The 24,711-nt window shown below is 64.3% G+C and carries 18 protein-coding genes and 1 tRNA gene; 6 read left to right on the top strand and 13 right to left on the bottom strand.

Annotated elements, in window-relative coordinates; all coding sequences use genetic code 11:
• Window positions 1–7: 7 nt before the first annotated feature.
• Entirely contained in the window at window positions 8–3,100 is a 3,093-nt protein-coding gene (locus I8N54_RS14690; protein ID WP_198571731.1) for a PAS domain S-box protein, read from the bottom strand.
• 402 nt (window positions 3,101–3,502) lie between these two features.
• Here I8N54_RS14690 and I8N54_RS14685 point away from each other — a divergent pair, with 402 nt between their 5' ends.
• The 5 genes from I8N54_RS14685 to I8N54_RS14665 all read left to right on the top strand — a co-directional run bounded on the left by I8N54_RS14685 (window position 3,503) and on the right by I8N54_RS14665 (window position 9,255).
• Entirely contained in the window at window positions 3,503–4,603 is a 1,101-nt protein-coding gene (locus tag I8N54_RS14685) for an ABC transporter ATP-binding protein (RefSeq protein WP_140195822.1), read from the top strand.
• Window positions 4,604–4,692: 89 nt separating this feature from the next.
• Window positions 4,693–5,835 carry an extracellular solute-binding protein gene (locus I8N54_RS14680; protein WP_140195820.1) on the top strand — a complete coding sequence of 381 codons (1,143 nt, stop codon included), beginning with the start codon at window positions 4,693–4,695 and terminating at the stop codon, window positions 5,833–5,835.
• Between the two features lie 65 nt (window positions 5,836–5,900).
• Entirely contained in the window at window positions 5,901–6,188 is a 288-nt protein-coding gene (locus I8N54_RS14675) for a DUF1330 domain-containing protein (RefSeq protein WP_140195818.1), read from the top strand.
• Window positions 6,189–6,303: 115 nt separating this feature from the next.
• Complete coding sequence (locus I8N54_RS14670; protein WP_197097618.1) at window positions 6,304–8,019, top strand: ABC transporter permease; 1,716 nt, start codon at window positions 6,304–6,306, stop codon at window positions 8,017–8,019.
• 3 nt (window positions 8,020–8,022) lie between these two features.
• On the top strand, window positions 8,023–9,255 hold the full coding sequence (locus I8N54_RS14665) for an ABC transporter permease (protein WP_408635304.1): 1,233 nt from the start codon (window positions 8,023–8,025) through the stop codon (window positions 9,253–9,255).
• 203 nt (window positions 9,256–9,458) lie between these two features.
• Here I8N54_RS14665 and I8N54_RS14660 read toward each other — a convergent pair whose 3' ends face one another.
• The 7 genes from I8N54_RS14660 to I8N54_RS14630 all read right to left on the bottom strand — a co-directional run bounded on the left by I8N54_RS14660 (window position 9,459) and on the right by I8N54_RS14630 (window position 16,024).
• Entirely contained in the window at window positions 9,459–10,388 is a 930-nt protein-coding gene (locus I8N54_RS14660; RefSeq protein WP_140195816.1) for an AEC family transporter, read from the bottom strand.
• Window positions 10,389–11,192, bottom strand: coding sequence for an MBL fold metallo-hydrolase (locus tag I8N54_RS14655; RefSeq protein ID WP_140195814.1), 804 nt, complete (start codon window positions 11,190–11,192; stop codon window positions 10,389–10,391).
• On the bottom strand, window positions 11,192–12,004 hold the full coding sequence (locus I8N54_RS14650; RefSeq protein WP_140195812.1) for a TatD family hydrolase: 813 nt from the start codon (window positions 12,002–12,004) through the stop codon (window positions 11,192–11,194). The genes I8N54_RS14655 and I8N54_RS14650 overlap by 1 nt, the downstream gene beginning before the upstream one ends.
• Window positions 12,001–13,143 carry a DNA polymerase III subunit delta' gene (locus I8N54_RS14645; RefSeq protein WP_140195810.1) on the bottom strand — a complete coding sequence of 381 codons (1,143 nt, stop codon included), beginning with the start codon at window positions 13,141–13,143 and terminating at the stop codon, window positions 12,001–12,003. Before I8N54_RS14645 ends, I8N54_RS14650 begins: the two co-directional genes overlap by 4 nt.
• A 73-nt stretch (window positions 13,144–13,216) precedes the next feature.
• Complete coding sequence (gene tmk, locus I8N54_RS14640) at window positions 13,217–13,849, bottom strand: dTMP kinase (RefSeq protein ID WP_140195808.1); 633 nt, start codon at window positions 13,847–13,849, stop codon at window positions 13,217–13,219.
• Window positions 13,836–15,032 carry a D-alanyl-D-alanine carboxypeptidase family protein gene (locus I8N54_RS14635; protein WP_140195806.1) on the bottom strand — a complete coding sequence of 399 codons (1,197 nt, stop codon included), beginning with the start codon at window positions 15,030–15,032 and terminating at the stop codon, window positions 13,836–13,838. The genes tmk and I8N54_RS14635 overlap by 14 nt, the downstream gene beginning before the upstream one ends.
• A 62-nt stretch (window positions 15,033–15,094) precedes the next feature.
• Window positions 15,095–16,024 (bottom strand): SPOR domain-containing protein, encoded by a 930-nt coding sequence (locus I8N54_RS14630; RefSeq protein ID WP_140195804.1) that lies wholly within the window; start codon window positions 16,022–16,024, stop codon window positions 15,095–15,097.
• 226 nt (window positions 16,025–16,250) lie between these two features.
• Between I8N54_RS14630 and I8N54_RS14625 the strand changes: the two genes are divergently transcribed.
• A tRNA-Ser gene (locus tag I8N54_RS14625) sits at window positions 16,251–16,340 on the top strand.
• 334 nt (window positions 16,341–16,674) lie between these two features.
• Here the strand turns inward: I8N54_RS14625 and I8N54_RS14620 are convergent.
• Genes I8N54_RS14620 through I8N54_RS14600 form a run of 5 tightly spaced genes read right to left on the bottom strand, consistent with a single transcriptional unit; the run spans window position 16,675 to window position 24,694 of the window.
• A complete protein-coding gene (locus I8N54_RS14620; RefSeq protein ID WP_140195802.1) occupies window positions 16,675–17,004 on the bottom strand; it encodes a M48 metallopeptidase family protein in 330 nt (109 codons plus the stop codon).
• Window positions 16,991–19,942, bottom strand: a complete 2,952-nt coding sequence (locus tag I8N54_RS14615) for a type I restriction endonuclease subunit R (RefSeq protein ID WP_140195800.1) — start codon at window positions 19,940–19,942, stop codon at window positions 16,991–16,993. The genes I8N54_RS14620 and I8N54_RS14615 overlap by 14 nt, the downstream gene beginning before the upstream one ends.
• Entirely contained in the window at window positions 19,939–21,558 is a 1,620-nt protein-coding gene (locus I8N54_RS14610) for a hypothetical protein (protein WP_140195798.1), read from the bottom strand. Before I8N54_RS14610 ends, I8N54_RS14615 begins: the two co-directional genes overlap by 4 nt.
• Window positions 21,555–22,871, bottom strand: coding sequence for a restriction endonuclease subunit S (locus I8N54_RS14605; RefSeq protein WP_198571730.1), 1,317 nt, complete (start codon window positions 22,869–22,871; stop codon window positions 21,555–21,557). Before I8N54_RS14605 ends, I8N54_RS14610 begins: the two co-directional genes overlap by 4 nt.
• Window positions 22,868–24,694 (bottom strand): N-6 DNA methylase, encoded by a 1,827-nt coding sequence (locus I8N54_RS14600; RefSeq protein ID WP_140195796.1) that lies wholly within the window; start codon window positions 24,692–24,694, stop codon window positions 22,868–22,870. The genes I8N54_RS14605 and I8N54_RS14600 overlap by 4 nt, the downstream gene beginning before the upstream one ends.
• Window positions 24,695–24,711: the final 17 nt, after the last annotated feature.

Below are 24,711 nucleotides of genomic sequence, written 5' to 3'. Positions count from 1 at the left end.
AGCGCGTTCAGGACACCGACCTCAGCTGTGTCCGCATCCGATCAAGCGAGCGCGAAATGTCTTCCGTGCCGTCGGTATAGGGCGAAGGTCCCGTGCAGAAGAGGTCACCACCCTGGCAGTTCAGCGGCACGATCTTCGCAGCCGGCTGACGGCTGCCGAGCTCCTCGACGATGGGGGAGGGGGTGCTCTCGACCATATTGTGGTCGATCAGGACGACATCGAACGAGGCGTTACGGATTTCTTCCAGCGCCACGTCGAGCGAATGTGCTGCTGTGACGTCGGCGCCCCCGTCGAACCATTGGCTGACCATCCGTGTGAACCGATCGTCTGCATCGACGTGCAGGATGCGCATTCGCTGTGATCCTTCGGCCGGCTCATCGCTGTTCGGCTCGGACAGGGAAAGGCGAACTGGCGCCAGTTCCTCGAGCGATCCTTCGGAGATTTGAAGAGACTCGGGCAGGCCCGCCGCTTGCGGCGGGGCTTTCGGGACGCAGAACCAGAACGTCGTGCCCTGGCCTTCCTTGCTGGCGAAGTCGATCGACCCGCCCATCCGTTCGAGCAACTCGCGGCAGATGTTCAGGCCGAGGCCACTGCCGCCGCGTTCGCGCGTGTCGGACCCGTCGATCTGCTGGAAGGGGCGGAAGATGAGGTGGCTCTTTGCGGCAGGAATGCCGACGCCTTCGTCTCGGACGATGAACTTGATCATGTCGCCCGAGGGCGCGAAGGACAGCTCGACCTTGCCGCCGGGCTTGGAGAATTTGCACGCGTTCGAAATCAGGTTGACGAGAACCTGGTTCAGCCGTCCGGCGTCGGCGAGCACTTCGTAATCGTCGGGCTGCGCGCGCCAGTTGAGATGGACATCATGCTGAATCGCGAAGGTGCGGGTCTGGCTGACGGCTGACTCGACCAGGAGATTCGCGCTCTCCGGTTCGAAGTGGAAATCGATGCGCCCGGCCGAGATCTTCTCGAGGTCGAGGATGTCGTTCACGAGATTGATGAGCCGGTTGGTGTTGATCGTCGCGATGTCGAGCAGGCGTAGCGACGACTTCGGCAGCTTGTCCGACATGCTGCCGGTGATGAGGTCGAGGGCACCCTTCACCGACGTGAGAGGTGTGCGCAGCTCGTGGCTGACGGTGGCGACGAACTGGCTTTTCAGGCGCTCGATCTCGTGGCGCTCGGAAATATCCTGGATCTGCACGATGTAGACATCGCTGGTGCGGTCCACGTCGAATGTCCATGAGATGTTCACGAGGCCCCACCGGGCTTCGCCCGACTTGCCGAGGATGCGGTGTTCGCCCTGGTAACCCTGGGTCCGGCTCAGCTGCTGCTTGGCGATTGCGTCGAGGATCGAGGCGACCTCGCAATCTTCCATCAGGTCGCGGAAGCGCATGCTCAGAAGCTCCGTTTCCGAATAGCCGGTCAGCTTCACCATCGCTTCGTTCAAGCCCACGAAATATCCGTCGCGGTTGAAGACCGCCATGCCGACAGGCGCGTGGGACAGGAAGATGCGGAACCGCTCTTCGCTCTGGCGGAGCGCGGACTGCGCCTCACGCAGCGAGGTGATGTCGCTCTGGACGCCAAGGAGGCGCAGCGCCTTGCCGTTTGCATCCCGCTCGACGACGGATGCGACGGAGCGCATCCAGCGCCAGCTGCCGTCCGATGCCCTGATACGATATTCGCTGATCGAACGCTCCGTCCGGCTTTCGATGCAATCCTTGTCGGCCGTCTCGACGATGTGGCGGTCTTCGGGATGGATGCGGGCGTGGAAGAAGGCCTGCGGGTTCACTTTCACCTCGTCGGGGTGAACGTCCATGAGGGCGAACCAACTGTCAGACGCGATGGAGCGGCCAGTGGTCAGGTTGATGTCGAAGACGCCGATCTCACCTTCGTGCAACGCCCGGTTTGAGCGGAGCTCGTTCTCGGTCAGCTTGCGGGAGGTACGGGTCTGCTCGGAGACGTCGCGGATCAGCACGGTCGCGCGCGGCACATCGCCCGATGTCCGCCAGTAGTTGATCTGCAAGTCGAGGAACAACGTGTCGCCCGACCGCGACCGCCCCTCCACCATGGAGGCGGACAGACGCTCGGTCGAGGCGAGGCTCGGAATCAGGCGGCGAAGCGGGATGCCGTCCAGCTCGTCCCGCTCGAACCCGAAAAGCTGTGCGGCGGCGTCGTTGCCGCCGATCACCACTTCGTCGTCGTCGATGATGAGCATCGCCGAAATCTCGTTGTCGATGATCGAGCGGTTCAGGTCCTCGCGCGCTGTCAGCTCTCGCGTGCGCAGCTCGACCGTCTTGCGGATTGCCATTTCGTGCCGGGCGACCACGACGAGAAGGGTGCCGATCAGGCCGCAGACACAGAGACACGCGGCCAGGACGATCCACGCAGAATTGTCGCGATGATCAGCTTCGAAGGCATCCGTGCTGACCCAATGCATCCGCCAGTCCCGGCCACTCACCGGGACGGTCATGGATCGCGTGACCAGGGGCTCGGACACTGGCAGACCATCCGCTTCGATAAGCGGGCGGCCGGAGGCACGGTCGACGATGTTGAGGGCGTAATAAGGGTGTTCCCCGATCGACGCGAAGAGCGCGTCGAGATCGACGCGTGCCATGATCCAGCCGGGGTCGGTCGCGCTGTCCGCCGGCGCACGCGCCAGCACCATCGCGATCGCACCGTCGATCGGGGGGGTGAGGCGCACCGCGTTCTCCTCGGCGCTCGCTTCCGCAGCCTGACGGAATTCAGGGCTGCCGATCAAAGCCTCCGCGAAGCCATCGCTGCCGGATTCCATCGCGAGGCGCGTGATGGAAAGGCCATCCCCGGACTCTTCAACATAGGCGAGTGCGGTGATGGAGGGCAGTTGTCCGGCAAGCTCCAGCGACCCGGCGAAGCTGCTCCAGTCGGCATCGGTGACATCGTCGGAACTGTCGAGGAACATGCGCGTCACGAAGAGCGCCCGTTCATGCTGCGCGAGCCGGCTTTCCAGCGTGGCGAGGCCACGATCGGTCGACTGGTCGAACGACGTCACGAGGCGATCGCGCGCGGCCTCGCTCGACATCATGTACGTGGCTATGGTCACCGCGCCGAGGAGTGCAATCAGCACAGCGCGCGCAAATGACGCTACATTGTTCATGGAGACTGCGCCCCAAACTTTAAGTTTTGCCAGGATCGTCTGCCGGAACCCTTGGCCGACATCCTGTCCAATTCGTGGTTCGCTGTCACGGGGTCCGGGGCTCCTATTACCCAACACAAAGGCGAAATGATGTTTCCTCGACACATCCTTTGCGCGAGCCGGATTTTCCCTTGCACCGAGTCGCGAAGCATCACGTGACCGCGACAATTGGGCATTTTTTGGTCGGCGACGATTTGCCAAGTGCCTGATTTCGCGCCACTTGACCGCGATTTTAGCGATTTCCGACGAACCGGTTGCAATGCCTGTCCCGCTCCGCTTTAGTCATGGCCGATACAGACGGACCAACCGTCGGAAATCTTCAGGGAGCGCCTTTTGGCCGATACAGCCAGCGACACGGCATTCGTCGCGTTTGAACGTGTTCAGAAAAGCTACGACGGCGAGTCACTCGTCGTGAAAGACCTGAACCTCTCGATGCCCAAGGGCGAGTTTCTAACGATGCTCGGTCCATCGGGGTCGGGTAAGACCACCTGCCTGATGATGCTGGCGGGGTTCGAGACCGCGACCCACGGCGAGATCAAGCTGGCCGGTAAACCCATCAACAACATCCCGCCGCACAAGCGCGGGATCGGGATGGTCTTCCAGAACTACGCGCTTTTCCCGCACATGACGGTGGCCGAAAATCTCGCCTTCCCGCTGGAAGTGCGCAAGATCGGCAAGTCCGACCGTGAGGCCAAGATCAAGCGCGCGCTCGACATGGTGCAGATGGGCTCCTTCGCGGGCCGTCGCCCCGCCCAGCTTTCGGGTGGTCAGCAGCAGCGGATCGCGCTTGCCCGCGCTCTGGTGTTCGAACCCGAGCTGGTGCTCATGGACGAACCGCTCGGCGCGCTCGACAAGCAGCTGCGCGAGACGCTCCAGTTCGAGATCACGAACCTTGCCCACGAACTCGGCATCACCGTGGTCTACGTGACGCACGACCAGACCGAAGCGCTGACCATGTCCGACCGCGTGGCGGTGTTCGACGACGGCCGCATTCAGCAGCTCGCGGCGCCGGACACGCTCTACGAAGCGCCCGAGAACAGCTTCGTCGCCCAGTTCATCGGTGAGAACAACACGCTCGAAGGTGTCATCCAGGAGCTTCGTGGCGAACATTGCGTCGTGAAGCTCGACAGCGGTGACGTGATCGACGCCAAGCCGGTCAATGTCACGTCGGTCGGCGACCGCACGAAGGTCTCGATCCGCCCCGAGCGCGTAGAATACAACAAGGAACGGCTTCAAGAGGGTGCCCATACCCTGAAGGCCGAGGTCCTCGAGTTCATCTACATGGGCGACATCTTCCGCACGCGCCTCCGGGTCGCGGGCAACGAGGATTTCGTCATCAAGACGCGGAACGCGCCCGACCAGGTGCGTCTGACGCCGGGCAGCCAGATCGAGATCGGCTGGCTCCCCGAAGATTGCCGCGCGCTCGACGCCTGACGGCGAGCGTGCGTGTGCAACGATGCGCCGGTTGCCCGGACCACCGCATCGAACGAACTACTGATCCGGGTAAAAAACGGGAGATACCTATGAAACTCACCAAGTTCCTGATGGCCACAAGCGCGCTGACGCTTGCTGCCGGGACTGCGGTTGCACAGGAAGCCACCGAAAGCCCCGTCGCGGGCGAGCCGATGGCCGACAGCATGACGATCGTCAGCTGGGGCGGCGCCTACCAGAACAGCCAGCTCAAGGCCTATGTCGAGCCCTACCTCGAGATGAACCCCGACGTCTCCGTGACGTGGGACGAAAGCTCCGCCGAAGCCGTTGCGCGCCTGCGTGCCATGGCCGAAGCGGACAACATCACGTGGGACCTCGTCGACGTCGTCGCCTCCGATGCCATCCGTCTCTGCGACGAAGGCCTCGCGATGGAAATCGACGTCGAGGACACGATGGCCCCGGCGCCCGACGGCACCTCCGCCGAGGATGACTTCGGCGACATGCTCGTCTCCGACTGCTTCATCCCTCAGATCGCCTATTCCACCACTGCCGCCTACCGTCCGGACCTGCTGCCGGAAGACGCGCCGGCTCCGGATTCGATCTGTGCGATGTTCGACACCGAGACCTATCCGGGCATGCGGACGCTCGAGCGTCGCCCGATCAACAACCTCGAGTGGGCGCTGATCTGTGACGGTGTGCCGTTCGAAGAAGTCTACGACACCCTCGAAACCGAGGAAGGCCAGGCGCAAGCCTTCGCCAAACTCGACACCATCAAGGACCAGGTCGTGTGGTGGTCCGCCGCCGCCGAGCCGCCGCAGCTTCTCGCCGACGGCGAAGTCGTGATGGGCACCTCCTACAACGGTCGCTGGTTCTCCGCGATCGAAGAGCAGGACCAGCCCTTCGAGATGCTCTGGGACGCGCAGGTGTTCGACCTTGACGGCTGGATCATTCCGGAAGGCCTCGACGAAGAGCGTCTGAACCGCGTGCTGGACTTCGTCTGGTTCGCCACAGACACCCAGCGTCTGGCCGATCAGGCTGCCTACATCTCCTACGGTCCGGCCCGTGAATCCTCGGCTCCGCTGGTTTCGACCCACGCCGAGCTGGGCATCGACATGGCGCCGCACATGCCGACCAACCCGGAGAACACCTCCAACTCGTTCGTCTACAACTACGAGTGGTGGGCTGACTACCGCGACGACCTGGACGCACGCTTCCAGGCTTGGCTCGCGCAGTAAGCGACCTTTGGCAGGACGGGCTACGGCCCGTCCTGTTACTCTTCCGACTGGGACGGGGACACGACATGCCCAAGGGCTACATCATCGGTCACATCACGGTAACGAATCCTGAGGCGTACAAGGAGTACGTCGCGCGGGACACGCCGATCCTCGAAGGGTTCGGTGGCAAGTTCATCGTGCGCGGTGGCGAGTCCGAAGTGGCCGAGGGCAGCCTCAAGCAACGGCACGTCGTGGTCGAGTTTCCCGACTACGAGACTGCGAAAAAGGCCTTCTATTCCCCCGAATACCAGGAGGTCGCGAGGATCCGGATCGACAACGCCGAAAGCGACATGCTGCTGGTGGAAGGCACCTGAGCCGACCGCGGTGCCGAGCGGCGGTGATGCCGCCGTTCCGCTCCGCGAGGACCGTCAGGGCCGCAACAGATGACACCGCGCCAAAGCCGCGTGGACCGAAGTTGAAAGAGAGCACATGACCGATGCGACCACAGGCACTGTAGCGCCGACACCGGACGACGGGCTCCGTATCGCCGACAGCGACTCCAGCGGCCCGATGCTTGCCGCCGACGGCACGCCTCTGAAGCAATCCCTGAACCGTGCGCTGCGGCGGCAGAAGATCCGCGCGCTGATGCTGGTCGCGCCGCTGCTGCTGTTCATCATGATTACCTTCGTGGTGCCGATCGCGCAGATGCTGTTCCGCTCCGTCGAGAACCAGATCGTCGGCGAGACGCTGCCCCGCACGATCCAGACACTGGACGACTGGGACAGCCAGAGCGGCGAACTGCCTTCTGCGGCGACCTATTCAGCGATGACGCGTGACCTCGTCGTCGCTTCCGAGATGCGCAACCACACGCGCGTCGGTACCCGACTGAATTACGAGAGCACGGGGATGTCCTCGCTCTTCCGGCAGGCCGGTCGCGATGTCGAGGACTTCGGCGAGGGCTACACCGACGCCTTTGTCGAGGCCAACGAGCTGTGGGAAGAGCCGGCCACCTGGGTCAGCCTGTTCGACAGTGAAGACTGGCAGACCGCGAACGCCGACTGGGTCGCGCGTGGTGAAGAGGTCGGCCGCGGCTTCGACGAGCTGCCGCCCCGCTTCAAGTTCGCAGACGGTGTCGAGGATGCCCTCCCGCGTACTTCGGACATGTACGGCGAGTTCGCCCGCGTGATCCGCTCCGAGGACGAGGACAGCCCCTCCGACGAAGAGCCGTGGAACATCGTCTATCTCTCTCTCTACGAAGACCTTGCCGCGAACCCCGATCTCGTCTCGTCCTTCTCGGGTGAGAGCGCCTCGCTTCTGGAGGACGCGGCAGGGGTCGCCGAAGGTCTGGAGCCGTTCGACTATCAGGCCGCGTTCGAGGAAATCGACGAGGACTGGATGGACCCGAGCGTCTGGGCGATCATCGACGCGTTCTCCTCTGATTACACCTCGGGCTACTTCGTCGCGGCGACCGACCACCGGCTGACACCCGAAGGCGTTCAAGCCGTTCCGGACAACGAGTCCGTCTATCAGACGCTGTTCATCCGGACGCTGGTCATGTCGATGGCGATCACCTTCAGCTGTATCGCGCTCGGCTATCCGATCGCGTGGCTGCTCGCCAACCTGCCGCTTCGCTCTGCGAACGTCCTGATGATCCTCGTCCTGCTGCCGTTCTGGACCTCACTTCTGGTGCGGACCTCGGCATGGAAAGTCCTGCTGCAACAGCAGGGGGTCATCAACGACCTGCTGGTCTGGATGGGGCTGATTTCCGACGCCAACCGGCTGGTGATGATCAACAACCAGACGGGCACGATCATCGCGATGACGCACATCCTGCTGCCCTTCATGATCCTGCCGCTCTACTCGGTGATGAAGACCATTCCGCCGAGCTACCTGCGGGCGGCGAAGTCGCTGGGCGCCACCAACTGGACCGCGTTCTGGCGGGTCTATTTCCCGCAGTCCGTACCCGGCATCGGCGCGGGGTCGATCCTCGTCTTCATCATGGCGATCGGCTACTACATTACGCCCGAGATCGTCGGGGGCACCAAGGGTGTCTTCATCTCGAACCGGATCGCCTACCACATCTCGACCTCGCTGAACTGGGGCCTCGCGGCCGCGCTCGGGTCGATCCTGCTCGCGGTGGTCTTGCTGCTTTACTGGCTCTACGACCGGATCGTGGGCATCGACAACGTCAAACTCGGGGGCTGAGCCATGGCCGACGTCACCAATCCGGCCAACATGGTCAAGGACGACCGGAGCCTCTACAGCTTCGCAATGCCGATCACCGGCGCGCTCGGGGCGATCCTCGGCTACGTCGCAGGAAACGCCGCGGGGAGCGGGCTACTTGGCCTGATCCTCGGCGCGATCGTCGGGGCCGGCTTCGCCTACGCGGCCGGAACCTTCTTCGAGGGCAAGCGGACACAGGGCCGCTTGGCTGGCATCGCGTTCTGCGGCGTCGCGGGTCTGATCGTCGGCATGTTCGCCGGCCTCGTCAGCGGCCTGCTGATCGGCGCGGTCCTGACTTGGGTCGCATTCTGGCTGACCACGGGCGAATACCGCGCCGGCGTTCCGCCCTACTCGACCTCGGGCCAGGTGCTCTGGCACAATGCGTTCCGGTTCATCTGCGGGCTGATCTTCTTCTTCCTGATCGCCCCGATCCTCGTGGTGATCCCGCTCTCCTTCAACGCGGAGAACTTCTTCACCTTCACGCCGGAGATGCTGAACTTCGATCCGGAGGGCTATTCGCTCCGCCACTACCGGGACTTCTTCAACAACAGCGACTGGCAGCTGGCCATGCGCAACTCGCTGATCATCGCGCCCTTTGCGACGATCATTGCGGTTTCGCTCGGCACGCTCGCCGCCATCGGCCTGAGCCAGAGCCACGTGCCCGGCCGGCAGGCGATCATGGCGATCCTGATCTCGCCGATGATCGTGCCACTCATCATCTCGGCCACCGGCATGTTCTTCTTTTATTCGGCGATGGGGAACTGGCTGGAAGAGAACCTCGGGTTCAGTCAGACGCTGTCGGGCTATATCAAGGTCATCCTCGCGCACGCCGCGCTTGGCATTCCGTTCGTCATCATCACGGTGACGGCCACGCTGGTCGGTTTCGACCGGTCGCTGACCCGAGCATCGGCGAACCTCGGCGCGGGGCCGGTGAAGACCTTCTTCTCCGTGCAGATGCCTCTGATCCTGCCGGGTGTGATCTCGGGCGGCCTGTTCGCATTCATCACCTCGTTTGACGAAGTGGTCGTCGTGCTGTTCGTCGGTGCGGCCGCACAGAAGACCTTGCCGTGGCAGATGTTCATCGGTCTGCGCGAGCAGATCTCGCCGACGATCCTCGCCGTTGCGACGATCCTCGTGACCTTCTCGATCATCCTGCTGACGACGGTGGAGCTGCTGCGCCGCCGGTCCGAGCGGCTGCGGGGCCTGAGCCCGGGCTGACCGACCGACGCGGAACGACGATGAATTGGCCGGCGGGGAGACCCAGCCGGCCATTTTCATATAGGGCCGACCAATCCCACATGGGGACCGACGACCCCAAATTTTCGCCGAAAATTTGATAACAGGGGCTGTCTTGAGAAATCATTAATGCGGGTCGGCGGTCGTGATCGAAGCCTGGACAATCGTCCCAATTTCGGGCGCGCCTACGGCAACACCGCCAGCCAGCACCAGACGGTCAGGATCGACAGCGCCGTGCCGATCAGCACCCCGGACGCCGCGACCCTCCGGCTCACCCCGTAGATGTTGGCGAACAGGTACGTGTTCACCCCGGGCGCCATCGATGCCGTCACCACCATCGAGCGCAGGGCCCCGTCGTCCAGTCCCCACCAGGTCCCGATCAGGTAGGCGATCGCCGGGTGCAGGATCAGGCTCAATGAGCAAACGAACAGGATCGCGCGCATATCCCCGGCGGGCCGGTATCGGTAGAGCACGCCGCCCAGCCCGAACAGCGCCGTCGGCAGCGAGGCCCGAACCATCAGGTCCACCGCGTCGAGGAAAACGTCGGGCAGTGGGATATTTCCGAGGTTCACCACGAAGCCGAGCGCGATCCCGACGATCAGCGCGTTGGAGAACATCGCCCTCAGGACCTTCATCGGCAGGTGTCGTGCCGGTGCCCCGCGTGACCGGACGATCTCCATGACCGTCATGCCGACGAAGTAGCAGAAGGGCGCATGTATCGCGATGATGGCGAAGTTGTTGGCGAGGGACTCAGCCCCGTAGGCCCGCTCCATGATCGGCAGGCCGAGCAGCACGGAGTTCGAGAACATGCCCGTGAAGCCAAAGGCGACGCTGTCCTCCCACGGCCGTCCGAACAGGAAGCGCCCACCGAGGATGCCGAAGACGAAGCCGGCGACCGCGCCCGCGTAGAAGCTCACCAGCAGCGGAACGGCGAAGCTCTGGCCAAGGTCGAGGGTCGAGATCGCCCGGAACAGCAGGCAGGGGATGGCGAAGTTCTGGCTGAACTTCATCAGCCCGTCGACACCCTGATCCGTGAAGTAACCGCGCCAGACCGCCACGTAGCCGAACCCGATGACAAGGAAGACCGGCAGGATGACGTTGAGAAGCGCGGCCACCTAGTCAGCCACCTCGAACTCGAGCGTCAGCCCGTCATAGGCGGGCTGGATGTGATCTGGTGTCTCGGCTGCGACCGTCTCGTAGTCGAGGTCGATGTGCATGTTCGTCAGCACACCCTGTCTGGGCGAAACCTGCGCGATCCAGTCGAGCGCCCGGTCGAGATGGGCGTGCGTCGGATGGGGCTCACGCCGCAACGCGTCGACGATCCAGCAGTCGAGGTCCTTCAGCTTCGGCCAGCTCTCGTCCGGGATCTCGGCGACGTCCGGCAGGTAGGCCACGCCGTCGAAACGGAAGCCGAGTGCATCGATGGAGCCGTGACCGACCTCGAACGGATCGAAGGTCAGCGCTCCCCCCGCGCCGTTGATCGTCACCGGCCCGTCGATATGGTGCAGGTCGAGAATGGGCGGGTAGGGCGAGCCCTCGGGCGCCGCGAAGGCATAGCCGAAGCGCGACAGAAGGGCGTCGGATGTAGCGCCGTCAGCCCAGACGGGCAGCCGCACCTTGGTGTTGAAGACGATCTGACGAAGGTCGTCGAGCCCGTGAACATGGTCCGCGTGGGCGTGCGTGTAGATCACGGCATCGAGCCGTCCGACGCCGGCGTCGAGCAACTGGTTGCGCATATCAGGCGGCGTGTCGATCAGGACGCGGGTCACGCCTTCGTCGCTCTCCCGCGTGACCAGAAGCGAACAGCGTGTCCGTCGGTTCCTGGGATTGTTCGGGTCGCAGTCGCCCCAGTGACCGCCAAGCCTCGGCACACCCCCGGAAGAGCCACAGCCAAGGATGCGGACGCTCATCTTCGCCATCAGGCGGTCCCGCTCCAGGCCGCGGCCTTGCTGAACAGGCGGTCGAAATTCTCGGAGGTCTGGCGCGCGAAGTCCGGGTAATCGAGGCCGAACACCTCTGCGCCGATAGCCGCAGTATGGGCGGAGTAGGCGGGTTCGTTGCGCTTGCCGCGGTGAGGCGGCGGGGCGAGGTAGGGGCTGTCCGTCTCGACGAGGATGCGGTCGACGGGGGCGGCGGCGAAAATCTCCCGCAACTCCGTCGAGCGCGGGAAGGCCGCGATGCCCGACATCGAGAGGTAGAAGCCAAGTTCCAGCGCCGCCTTGGCCAGATCGGCCCCGGAGGAGAAGCAGTGCATCACGCAGGCATAGGGGCCGTTCTCGTAGCCCTCGCGGAGGATGCGCGCCATGTCCTCGTCCGCGTCGCGGGCATGGATGATGAGGGGCAGTCCGGTCTCGCGCGCGGCGTCGATATGGATACGCAGAGAGTCCTTCTGAATCTCCGCGCTCTCCGCGGTGTAGTGGTAATCGAGCCCCGTCTCTCCGATCCCCACGAACTTCGGATGTTTGGCGAGGCTCACCAGTTCATCCACCGTGGCGAGCGGCTCTTCCGCGGCGCTCATCGGGTGCGTGCCGGCGGCGTAGAAGACCGCGTCGTTCGCTTCCGCGATGGCGCGGACCTGCGGTTCCTGCCGAAGCCGGGTGCAGATCGTCACCATCCGCGTCACGCCCGCCTCGGCGGCGCGCGCGATGATTGCCTCGCGCTCCCCCTCGAAGTCGGGGAAGTCGAGATGGCAGTGGCTGTCGACGATCTCTGGCGGTGTCTGGGTGCTCATGCCCTGGCCTCGGTGGCGGCTGTTTCGCGCGCCATGTCTTCGATCTTGAAGACCATATCGAGGATCAGGCTGGCAGGGTCAAGGTTGACCGCCCGGCCATGTCGGGACCGGTCCGTCAGCTCCTGCGACAGGGTGGCCCATCCCCGGGCCGCGCGCGCGTCCGGGCTGAGGCGTGTGAGCAGGCGTGCTTCTCCCGATGCGCCCTGGAGCGCCGGCTCTCCCGCAACGCCGGTCCGGGCAGCACGGGCGATGAACAGGTCGATCAGGTCGAGAGTCATTTCGAACCGAAGGGCATTGGCCTTGCCGACACAGCCGTCCGCAAGCTTCAGCGCCCGCGCCCGGTCGAACTGCGGCAGGGTGGAGAACAGCTCCACAAGCTCGGCGTAGCGGGCGAGCCCGTCCTGCCGAACCAGCCGGATCGCCTCACCGACCGACCCGCCGGCGAGAGCGGCGAGGGCGGCCGTCTCCTCCGTCTCGACGCCGGCCTGCGCAAGGGCGCTGGCCATGTCCTCTGGCGAGAGCGGCGAGAGGCGGAGTTCGCGGCAACGCGAGCGGATCGTCGGGAGCAGGCGCGAGGGCTGGTGCGAGACGAGCAGGATCGTCGTGCGCGCCGGCGGCTCTTCGAGCTCCTTCAGGAGCGAGTTCGCGGCGGTGACGTTCATTTCGTCCGCCGCGTCGACGATCACGACGCGCCGTCCACCATCGGTCGCAGAGAGTTGGAAGAACCGCTTCATGCCCCGCACGGTGTCGGCACGGATCTCGGCTGACAGCTGGTCGCCCCGATCGTTCGGACCCCGGCGCACCAAATGCAGGCGAGGGTGCGCCCCGGCGAGGATCAGGCGCATGTCGGGGTGGTCGTCCGGCAGTCCCAGCCGGTCCGGCACCGGCGGCGCACCGAAGAGGCCGCTGCCCGTATCCGCTGGTTCTGCCAGCAGAAAGGCGGCGATCTTCCATGCCAGCGTCGCTTTCCCCACGCCGTGGGGCCCGGTCAGCAGCCATCCCGAATGCAACCGACCAGACCCATAGGCGGCGAGGAAGTCGGCCTCGGCCGCGGCCTGACCGAAGAGTTCGGGCGTCTCACGCGGATGCGGCGCGCCTTCGATGCGGTCGGGTTCTGGGAGGGTCGCGGCGTCGCTCATGGATCGGTTGTCGCGCCTTGGCCGGGGAAGTGCAATCGGGCTGTGGGGGCGCTTTTCGGGAAAGCCCCCTCGGTCAGCGGCTGGCGAGCCGCGCGGCGATATCCTCTGCCACGCTATCCTCGTCCCGCCCGCCATCAATGACGATGCACCGGTCAGAGAACTGCTCCGCCAGCTCCAGAAACCCCTCTCGTACGCGGGTCTGGAGGTCGAGGCCGAACTCCTCGAACCGGCTCTCGGCGTCGGGACGCGCGATCCCGCGGGCGAGTGCGGTCGCGGGGTCCATGTCGATGATGAAGGTCAGGTCGGGCTCAGTCCCGATCATCAGCGCATGAAGCTGGTCCACCTTCGCACGGAGATTGCCGCGCGTGGCGCCCTGGTAAATCCGGGTGCTGTCGGCGAAGCGGTCGCAGACCACGGTCCGTCCGTCTGCGAGGGCAGGGCGAATTGTCTTCTCGAGATGGTCCCGCCGAGCGGCGGTGAACAGAAGCAGCTCCGTCTCAGGCGACCAGCGGCCCGGATCGCCGGTCAGCACCAGCTCGCGGATTTCCTCCGCGCCGGCGCTCCCGCCCGGCTCCCGTGTCAGCAGCGCGTCGGGCATGGACGCGGCCAGCCGGCGGGCCTGCGTCGACTTTCCGCTGCCGTCGATCCCTTCGAAGGTGATGAAGCGCCCGCGCTCGCCCGGGGCGCGGGGCTCAGGCTCCGCCACCGGGCAGAGCGCTGAGGTCGGCTTCGGGCGCGACCTTGTGCAACAGGACGAAGGCCGCGGCGCGCACTCGTTGGCCGAAGCCGCCCCGCGCGACGGCGGACTCGGCGACCAGTGGCAGGTTCACGTCCGGCAATCCCTCGCGGGTGATGCGCAGCTCGGCGATCTCGGCACCTTCCTCGATCGGCGCTTCGAGGGGGCCGGTGTAGACGACCTCCGCCGTGATGCCTTCCTGATCGAGGACCGGCATCAGCAGCTCGACATCTTCGGTCACCGTCAGGCCGACCGTCGATTGCGCACCCATCCAGACCTCGGCCTCCGCTATGCGGGTGCCGGCTTCCGTCACACCGCGCTGGACGAACTGGCGGAATGCCCAGTTGACGATGCGCTCGCTCTCCTCGGCACGCTCGGCGGTCGAGGACAGTCCGGAAATGACGAAGATGATCCGGCGGTCGCCCTGCTTGGCGGACCCGACGAGGCCATAGCCGGCTTCCTCAGTGTGACCGGTTTTCAGGCCGTCCGCGCCGATGTTCAGCGACAGGAGCGGGTTGCGGTTGCGCGTGTTCGTCGGCGCGCGACCGTCGAACTCGAACTCCTGTTCGGCGAACAGCGGGTAGAACGTCGGGTAGTCGGTGATGATATGGTCGGCGAGCACACCGAGGTCACGCACCGACATGCGGTGCCCGGCGGCGGGCCAGCCGTTCGAGTTCACGAAGGTGGAGTTGGTGAGACCCATCTCACGGCCACGCTCGGTCATCAGCCGGGCGAAGCCGGCTTCGGTCCCGTCGGGCGAGAGCGCTTCGGCGATCACCGCGCAGGCATCGTTGCCCGACAGCACGATGATACCGCGCAGCAGGTCTTCCACCGTCGGCCGGTCCGTCGTGTCGAGGAACATGGTCGAGCCGCCGTAGGACATCGCGTGCTCGGACACCTGCAGTCGTTCGTCCGTCTGCAGCCGGCCCTGCGCGATCGCCTCGAACGCCATGTAGAGCGTCATCAGCTTGGACATCGACGCTGGCGGCAGCGGCACGTCGGCGTCTTTCTCCAGCAGGACCGTTCCCGTCGTCTGGTCGAAGACGTAAGCCGCACGTGCCCGCGTATCGAAACTCTGGGCGACGGCGGACAGGCCGGTGCCGAGGATCAGGAGCAGGGAGAGAAACAACCGGGCGGCGTGACGACGTCTCATGGCGGGGACAACATTCCTTCGATCTGGTGGTCCGCCGACCCGCAGGCCGGTCGAGCGTGGACTCAGTTTGTCACGGCATACGCGTCGGCAAACCCCTGTGCCTTCACTTTTTCGAGCAGCTCCGCGCGTTCGGCGGTATCGCGCGCAGGTCCGACGACCACGCGCCAGAAGGCGCGGCCCTGGCTTTCCTGTGCCAGCACGGTCGGCACGATGCCGGCGTTGCGCATCCGGTCGGCGGTGCCGTCGGCGTTCTCCTCGATCGAGAAGATGCCGATCTGGATGTAGGGTTTCTCGAGCGAGCTCGACGTGGCCGGCGCCGGAGCGGGGGCAGGCGGCGCAGGTTCCGGGGCGGGCGGTGCCGCGGCGACTTCGACCGTGCCGGCCTGCGATGCTTCGCCCGCGTCGATTGCGGCGGAGGCATTGGCGATCGGGTCGAGCGCCATCGTCTCGACCGAGCTCGGCGCGTCCAGCGCACCCTCGGCGCCGGACGGCGCGGCACTCAGCGTCGCGGCATCCGCGCCACCGGCACCTTCCTCGCGGCGCAGCGCGGTCACGTTCAGCTCCGTCGGAGCGCCCGCCAGCACGCCGAGAGCCTCGGCGGCGTCGGACGAGATCTGCAGCTCGGGGCCGGGATTGTCCCGCTCACGCCGGAACAGCGCACCGATGACGAACTGGCCGTTGCTGCGGTTGCGGATGATGACACGTTCCGGCTCGTCGACGTCCGGATGCGCGACCCAGACCCCGCCGAGCGACGGGCGACCGTCCCAGAGGCCGGCTTCCGTCACCTGGAACACTTCCGGCGCCTCGACGTCCCGCTCGACAAGCTGGACGGAGCCGCTGGAGGCGGACCCGTCAAGGCTGTCGCCCGAGCGCGTCGGGAAGAAGGGCATGTTCAGCTGACCGTTCTCGCCACAGCCGACGAGCGTCAGGCCTGCTGCAAGAACAAGGCCGTAGCGGGTGAAACCGGTTGCCGTAAATCGGGTGCCTGTCATCTCGATGTCCCTCAATGCTGCGGCCTTTGCGCCGCGCGGCCCTGTTTGTCCGGACCTGCTGCTCGTTCAGGATCACGTGCTCAAATGCCGCGATTGACGCGACCATAGCGTCAACAGAGCTGTTTTGAAAGAGTCCAGCGCTGACCGGCCCCCTCTTTTGGCGGCCATCCCTCATCGCGTCACACCTTTCAGAATCGCGACTCTGCCGCTAACCCTCCCCGGGTCCGGAGGAGTGGCAGAGTGGTCGATTGCGGCGGTCTTGAAAACCGTTGGGCGTGAGAGCGTCCCGTGGGTTCGAATCCCACCTCCTCCGCCACTTGCCCCCGCGAAAGCGTTCTCCCTATCCGGCTGCGACCGGATTTTCTCGTTGTTTTCGAGGGTTATGCGGCAGAGGCTGAGCACCGAGCCCGCCGCCAGGTGGGCCGGAAGCGTTCTCTCTGTGCCAATATTCTCCCGACCTGATGACTGCGCCGTTTTGGTGAATTTCTTTTAAGCCATTGAAATAGAGTAATTTAATCCGCTACCTGCTGAGCACTTCGATTTCAGGGACACTTTTCGAGAAGGAACAGAAATCGAACCTTTGTGTGGGTGCCAAAGCGATTTGGGAAGTGCATTCGGTCTTCGAGTAGAGCTTGCGTGGCGCTGCCCGATCATCGAGAAACCCCTGACCGATTACCGGCCAAGCGGTGCTTGTCGTGGTCGCGCCACTGCGGCACATGCGCAGTCATCAGCGCCTTGAAGACTTTGCCATGATTGGGAATCCGCAGATGCAGCAACTCGTGTGCGATCACGAAGTCTTGGAAGCAAGTCTCCTGATCGGCGAGGTCCTCGGCAAGCGTGATGATGCCGCCGGTCGAGCATGATCCCCACTTGCGCGTCATGCGTTGGATCCGGACGATGCGCGGGGTCGCTCTCAGACGCTCGCACCAGTAATCGACGCGGTGACGGAGATAGGCGCGTCGGTCTTCAGGATTCCGCATCGTGATCGCCGTCTAGCAGGATCGCTAGGACCACATCCACAACCCGACCGCGATCCTCTTTGCCGAGCCCGAGCAGCGGGCGGTAGAGGGTAGCGCGCAGCTTCCGACGTTCGTCGTCATTGACCCTGGCGTTCGGGAAACGATGCATCTCCGTCTCCGCGTCGCGCGCCAGCTCCATTGCAGAAATGCCGGCGTTACGCAGAGGTTCGTCGTCCTTGAGGTTCCAGTAGACACCGAACGCTCGCGCGGAGAGCCCGCTATCCTTGGCGGCCTTGATCGCCTCCTCCTTTTCCTTTGCCAGCGCCGCCAGCATGTCCATGGCCGCGAGGCCAGTGGTGTTTCGATTCTCCAGATCCTTCAGGATCCGCTCGGCTCGGTCCTTCAGCGACTGCAGAACCGGCGCTGTATCTGCCTCGTCCTCGATCTCCTTCTGGAGCCCGCGCACGAGATTGAATACCTTGCCCTCATCTGAGCCAGGCTCGCCGCGCAGGCCTTCCAGCGTCTTGACGTCGAAGGTCACGGTCTTGGTGAGCTTGCCGAGCCCTTCCTGCGTCGCGCTTTCCTCGACAAGGCGGCGCGACTTGTAGGCAAGGTCGGCGAGGTAGCCTACTCGGTCGGCATAAGCATTCCGCACGGCGGCATAGAGTTGCGCGAGGCGCTTGAAAGTCGTGATGTGGTCGCGCAGTTCCGGCGACGGCGACAGGATCTCCCACAAGGCTTCGATTTCCTTGTATGCCTCGAAAAATGCTTTGCGCGGCTCAGGGTCGAGAAACCGACCATAGACCAGCTTCTCCAGCTTCTCGTCGGCGCTGCCCTCGTCCCCGACCTCGAGATAGGCGCCCTTCGCCTTCTCGATCCTGCCAAGAAAATCCTGGAGCAGGAGGTCCAGATCCTCGATCACGCCGCTGACATCGGAGCTGTCGAACTGCAGAGCCTTCTTCAGCTCGCGTAACACGCCCACGAAATCGACGACGAGGCCCACCCGCTTCTGCACACCATTGGCATCGACATAGGGCCGGTTCACCCGAGCGATGGCCTGCAGCAGCACATGGTCGCGCATCGGCTTGTCGAGATACATGCAGTAGAGTAGTGGCGCGTCGTAGCCGGTCAGCAGCTTGTCGGTGACGATCAGGATCTTCGGATCCTCGTTCGGCTTTTTGAACAGCAGCCGCACATCGGCTTCGCGTTCCGGCGATAGCTGAACCTCGGCCACCAGTGGGCGGTCAACCACGTCCGCTGCATTGTCCGTGTACACGGCCTCTGACCACTCGGGCGGCAGCAGCTTGTCCAGAGCCCGCTTGTATTTGGCGCAGGCCTCGCGGTTCACGCCTACCAGAAACGCCTTGTAACCGAGCGGATGAACTTTCTCCCTGAAGTGCTCGGCAACGAAGGCGGCGACCTTTTCGACGCGGTCGTCCGCAGTAAGGAAGGTGCGGAGGCCAACGGCGCGGTCGAGCACCTTGTTCAGTTCGTCGATATCGGTCACGCCCTCTGCGGCGGCGAGCTCGAAGAACTCCTTGTCCAGCCGTTCGGCCGGCACAGTCATCTCGCTCGGCGCCATGGTGTGGCGGATGGGGAGCGTGGTTTCATCCTCGATCGACTCGCGGATCGAGTATTTGTCGAGATAGCCCTGCTCGTCTTCGGTGCCGAAGATCTTGAATGTGCCTTCACCCTGCGCCGTCTTGGCGATCGGTGTGCCGGTAAAGCCGATGATGGTCGCGTTCGGGACCGCGGCCATCATGTAGGTGCCGAGGTCCTTGGCGACCGAGCGGTGTGCCTCGTCTATGAAGATGTAGATGTTCTCCCGGGTGTTGGCGCCTTTATCGATTCCCTCGAACTTGTGGATCATCGAGATGATCAGGCCGCGTTTGTCGGTCTTGAGGAGATCCTGCACCTCGGTCTTGGAGTTGGCCCGCCAGACCGGGATATCCTGGCTCTGCATCTCGCCGAGCAGCTTCTCGACCCAGCCCTTGAGCTGGCCTTCGAGCTCGGTGCGATCTACCACTAGGATAACGGTGGCGTTCTGGAAGCGCGCCTTGTCCTCAAGGATGAGGCGTGCGGCGGTAATCAGGGTGAAGGTCTTGCCGGAGCCCTGTGTGTGCCAGACGAGCCCACGCTTCTTGGCCTTGTCCTCACACCGCTCGACGATCTTGTCGACAGCAACACGCTGGTGCTGACGCAGGATGGATTTCCGCGTCTCGCCGTCCTCGACATAGAACAGGATCCAGTCGCGGAGCGTGCGCAGGAAGTCGGTGGGCTCGAAGAATGCCTGAACCGCGAACTTGTAGGTCTCCTCGGGCTTTTGCTTCCAGCGCGCCATGTAGCGTCGGTTGGCGTTCCAGGTCACGCCATACCAATAGTCGAGCAGATGCGTGACGTTGAAGAGCTGCGGCGTGCCGATCAGCTCGGGCGTCTCCTTCTCGTAACGCTTCAGCTGCGTCACGCCCCGATCAATGGCGCCGCCGTCCTTGGGGTTCTTGTGCTCGACGATGCAGACGGGCACGCCATTGATCACGAACATCACATCCGCCCGGTTGCCGTTGCGCGCCGGCGGTTTCAGTTTCCATTCCCAAGTGACGTGAAAGACGTTCTCGCTCGGACGCCCAAAATCAATGAGCTGGACGTGGCGGTGGCGTTTTTCGCCCTCATCGTACCATTGCCGTTCGCCGCGCAACCACGCGAGCATGTCGCGATTGCCCTCGATTGTGGGCGGGATCGCCTCCAGCTTTTCGATCACCTGCCGGATGGCGTCAGACGTCATCCACGGATTGAACCTGGCCAGAGCCGCTTCCAGCTCGTCGCGCAGCATCATGCCGGCCTCGCCGCCGCGCTTCTGTTTCGCGACCTCGGGCGCGATCGGCGTCCAGCCGATGCCGGCGGCGTGGTTCACCATCGGGAACTGGACGGTGCCCGCTTCGCTGATCCTGATCTCGCTCATGTCGCACCTGTCCGGCGGTGCGCAGGCATGTCGGACACCACGATCTGCTGTGTCTGCGGGTCGAAGCAGTAGTAGATGCGCAGGCAACGGATCGGATCGCGTGTGTTTCCACCGTTCTTGATGTGCCAGTCGGCTGAGAACCTGCGACCGTTCCAGTCGAACTCGTAGGTGTCCGCGCCACAGGAAGCGTTCTGGATGCCATCCATGATCGTCACGTTGTTGATCGATCCGCCCCCGCCGTTGATGCGTTGGTCCCTGCATTCCGACGCCAGCCACAGCAGGCATCGCGCGGCTGTCTCGACATCTGTGAATACCGGATTCCGTGCACCACGATGTGCGTTAGGTGTCAGAACCAGTCGGCCTGCCAATCGTTCATCACACCATGCGGGCAGTTCCTGCCAGCTTGCAGGAATGGCAATGTCCTGATCGGGATCATCGCCCTTCGCCTTCAGCTGGTCTGTCAGGTGCTGAATGCGGTAGGCGGATTTCTGTGCCTGGGATTCCGAGAGTTCAGCGCGCGCCCGCTCCTTCTCGTATTCCGCAATGTAATAGTCTTGTTCCGAGGCCAGCGAAGCGACTTGCTTTTCAAGTGCATCAATCCGGTCGTTGGCGGCAGCGAGCTGGTCGCTGGCGCTGGCATCCTCGTTCCGCAGATTTTGCTGGCGCAGTTGCAGATTGGCGTTGCGGATCGCCGCGAAGGGCAGCACATCGCGGCCGAGTTTCGTTCGCAGGATGCTTTCCTGCGCGGCCAGCTGCCGCATCCAGCTAGTTGCCCGCTCGGCGCCCTCGGCCGTGTCCAGCTGATTGGCGAGAACGAGCCGATGTATGTAGGGATCGGCATCATCGGAAAAGCCCGGCAGATAGACCCGCGCCGCGCCGCCGAAAACCGATTTGAACTTCCCGAACCGTTCGGTCAGTCGCCAGGTCGCCGCGGGGTGAAGTAGCGCAACATGCCCGACACCGAGCGTGGCGCGACTGAGGGCGGCCGTGTCGAGTGTCGGATGATCGGCCTGTCCGTCTTCGGCAAGGGTCACCACGAAGATGGGCAACTGCCTGGATGGATCGATCAGATGGTCGATCAGGTCTTCGGCGTCCGCCTCGGTCTCGTGGACCGCCGGCGCGACGGAGAGAAGTTTCCGGCCGCTGATCAGCCTGCAATTCTCGACGACCTGCTGGATGAAACCTGGCGTGTGCGGATCGATCTGCAGGTCGGCTTCGGGCGTGCTGACCAGCAATCGGGCGCTGAACTTCGCAGGTTGGTCGGGCAGCAGGCCAACGACCACCTCGGTGGTCCAGACCCGTTCGGCGACGGTCTTATCCGGGTCGTCGGCGCGGATGGCCCAGAGGTCGGACGTTCCGGACTGGAGATGCACGCAGTTGCTGTTCCGCCCGCCCGACAGGTAGTCGAAGGACTTGCGCTCCCAGGCTTCCGGCGGCAGCTGGCCGCCACAGCGCCGCTGCGCCCATCTGAGCACTTCTCCGATGGCGGCGTTGGCAACACCCGCGGGGTCGTCGCCCGGCATCCACCCGGCGACGCGCAGCACCTCGTGTTCGCGGACGATCCGCGGCATGCGACTCGCCAGCGGAGACAGGGCGTCAGTCATGCTGTTGGTCATGCGGCCTCCGTGGCGGTCGGTTTCGGGGCGGGGGCGGGATCCGAGGTCAGCGCCGAAAGGTCGAGGTCGGCGACGCGGATCTCCCCGGTCATCAGCTTGTGCAGCAGCGCCTTGAAGAGCTCGTCCAGCACGGCGCGCTTGCGGCGGTGCAGGTCGACCTTCCGGTCGATGGCGTCGAGGACAGCAACGATCTCGCGCTGTTCAACTACCGTGGGCGGCAAGGGGAGTGGTAGGCTATCAATTGTGCCCGTGTTGAGATTGTACTTGCCGTCTGCGGCGGGCGTCGCACGCCCCGCGACAATGCTGGTGCCGAGTTCGGACCCGTAGAAGTGGGCGGCGAAATACGGATCAACCCGGTCCAGTTTCAATTGCGCCCGGATCAGGTACGACGCAAAGAGCGCGCCCTCTGGCTCACCCGCGAAGACGGCGCAGGCCCCAAGTCGTTCAATGACGCCATTCGTGCGGATGAAGATCAGGTCGCCGTCCTTGAGCAGGTACCGCTTCGCTTCGTCCTTGCGGAGCGTTCCGAACTTGATGTCGGCCGCATTGACACGCCCAGGCTCTATGTTGGGGATCCGCAGCACGGGATACCCGGTAGGATCATAGGTGCACCGTGTCGAAGTACCGTACTGCAGGCGCTCCCGGACTTCAGCGAACTCCACAACGTCCCAGCTCTCCGGCACCGTACCAATCTCGGTTTCTTTCTGCGCCTCGCCCCGCAGGCCCTTCGTGAACAGCGCCCGCATCGCCGCGCGCTTGAGGTCCTGGGCGAGACCGGTGCTGCGATCGTGCAGCTTCATCGCGTCCCGCACGCGCGCCAGCGCGCGAACGACGTAGCGTTGCTCGTCAACGTCAGGGTGCGGCACGTCAAGCGCGGCAAGGCGGTTCCGCGAAAGGTTCGGGATCGTGGTCTTGTTCCCTGCGCCCTCAAAGATGCCCAGTTGGGTGAAGCCGCATTGCAGGAAGTAGACGTAGAACCGGGGATCGACGTCGTCCGCCAACGGGCGGAGGCGGTGCAGGTGGTTTTGGAACGACATGACATCCTGCTCACCGTTCCAGATGGCCGCACGGCCAATCTCGCCTCCCTCGCATACCAGAAGGTCGCCCGGACGGAGGAGCTTCCCGCTCAGTTCGCGCGGAGGGATCGCCATTTCGTCGACCTTGGTCAGGTCGATCTCGTCCCACAGGACGTTGGATGTCCGCAGAAACGGCGTCTTCTCGGCTCCGTCGCGGGCAGCCGCTGACATTGTCTTGCCCGCGCGGATCTCGAACAGTTCGCCCAAGGGGCGAAGGGGCCATGCCTCGTTGATCACAGCCGAACCAGCATCTTCGCGAGCGACGCGTCGATGTCCCTGGTCTGGTCATCCAGCTTTAGCAGTTCGGCTACGATATCCTTGATCGGCCGCTGCGCGATATCGTCCGCTTGGGAAACCCAGCGACCGGGGCTGAGGTTGTAGTCCGCTTCCGCCGCCTGCTCGCGCGTAATGACCGCGATCTCGCCTTCCACTGGCTCACCCTTCAGATAGGCAGCGGCGAGCGGGCGGATATCGTCTTCTGAGATAAAATTCTTCGGCCGCCCCTTCTGCACGCGCCGCGAGGCGTTCAAAAGGACGATCTTGTCCTTGCGCGCGGCGGGCTTGCGATTGGACAGAACCACGATCACGCCTGCGGCGCTGGTGTTGTAGAACAGGTTGTCCGGTAGCAGGATCACGCCATCGATCAGATCGCGGTCAACGAACCATTTCCGGATGTTGCGCTCCTTGTCCTCGTTCTTCGAGCCCGAACCGCGGGTGACGGCACCCGTGTCGAGCACCACCGCCGCCCGGCCACGGTCGCCGAGGCAAGCCATGGTGTGCTGCAGCCACGCCCAATCACCCTTGCCCGTGGTCGCGCCGCCCTGCGTCCGGAACCGGTCGAACGGGTCATCGGCAAAGATGTCGGGGTTGAACGGCTGGTTCCACATCGGGTTGGCGACGACGATGTCGTAAGTGCGGATCTTGCTGTCCGGCGTCTTGAACTTCGGATTGATCATCGTGTCGCCGCGCGCCATTTCGACGCTCATGTCGTGGATGATCGCGTTCATCTGGGCGACGGCGTAGCTCTCGGCGGTCAGTTCCTGGCCGTAGAGCTTGACGGGCACCTTGCTGGTGGGATCGAGCTCGCGCGCGACCAGCTGCAGCTTCACCAGCAAGCCGGCCGAGCCGCAGGCGTAGTCGTGGCACTCTTCGCCGGGGCGGGGACGCATTATGTGCGCCATCAGGAAGCCGACCTCGGTCGGCGTGAAGAACTCGCCAGCGCTCTGGCCCGACCCCTCCGCGAACTTTCGCAGCAGATACTCGTAGGCGCGGCCGAGGAAATCGGGCTGCACGTCGGCAAGGCCCAGCCGGTAGCGCGAGTCGGAGAAGGTCTCGACCACCTCGCGCAGCTTGGCCGGATTGATGTCTCGCTCGCCGTTCCGCTCCGCAGCGAAGTCGACCACGTCGATGACGCCGGACAGGGACGGGTTCTGCCGCACAACGGCGCGCACCGCCTTGGTCAGGTGCTCTCCGATATCCTTCGGGCGGGTGGGGCGGCCCTGGTCATCGTTGGGCCATTCATAGGGCTGCCGACCGCTGATCACGGCCCATCTCGCCTCGGGCGGCAGATAGAACCGGAGGAGTTCGTGGTCATCCTCGGCAATCTCGAGGGCGGTATCCCGGTCGCCGTACTCCTCCGCAAGGCGCGCGATCTCGTCGTCGAACACGTCGGACAGTCGCTTCAGGAAGAGCAGCGGCAGAAGGTAGTCCTTGAACTTGGCTGCGTCCTTCTCGCCCCGTATCGAGCAGGCGGCATCCCAGAGCATCTGCTCCATGGACTTCGTGGACGGAGTGGCCGAACGTGTTCCTGCCCGGCGGCGCGTCACCTTTTCGGCGGCGGCGATGTCGTCGGATCCTGCTTCCGCCATGTCCACCCCAGCCTCTTCAGCGAGAGCGGCAATGGTGGCGCGAGCGGCCTTCTGGGGCAGGTTGGCGCCGCCTTCCCAGCGGTTGACCGTGGCGAAAGATACGCCGAGCCGCTCAGCGAGCTGCTCCTGCGTAAGGTCGAGCTCGGCGCGGATGGCGCGCAGCGTGGCGGCAATGGCGTGTGATTGTGTCATGTTTGTTATGTATGCTA

Origin of the sequence: Pelagovum pacificum, assembly GCF_016134045.1 — a bacterium.
GTDB classification, from domain to species: domain Bacteria; phylum Pseudomonadota; class Alphaproteobacteria; order Rhodobacterales; family Rhodobacteraceae; genus Oceanicola; species Oceanicola pacificus_A.
Note: the sequence above shows the minus strand (reverse complement) of the source record. Positions and strands in the feature narration are given on the sequence as shown.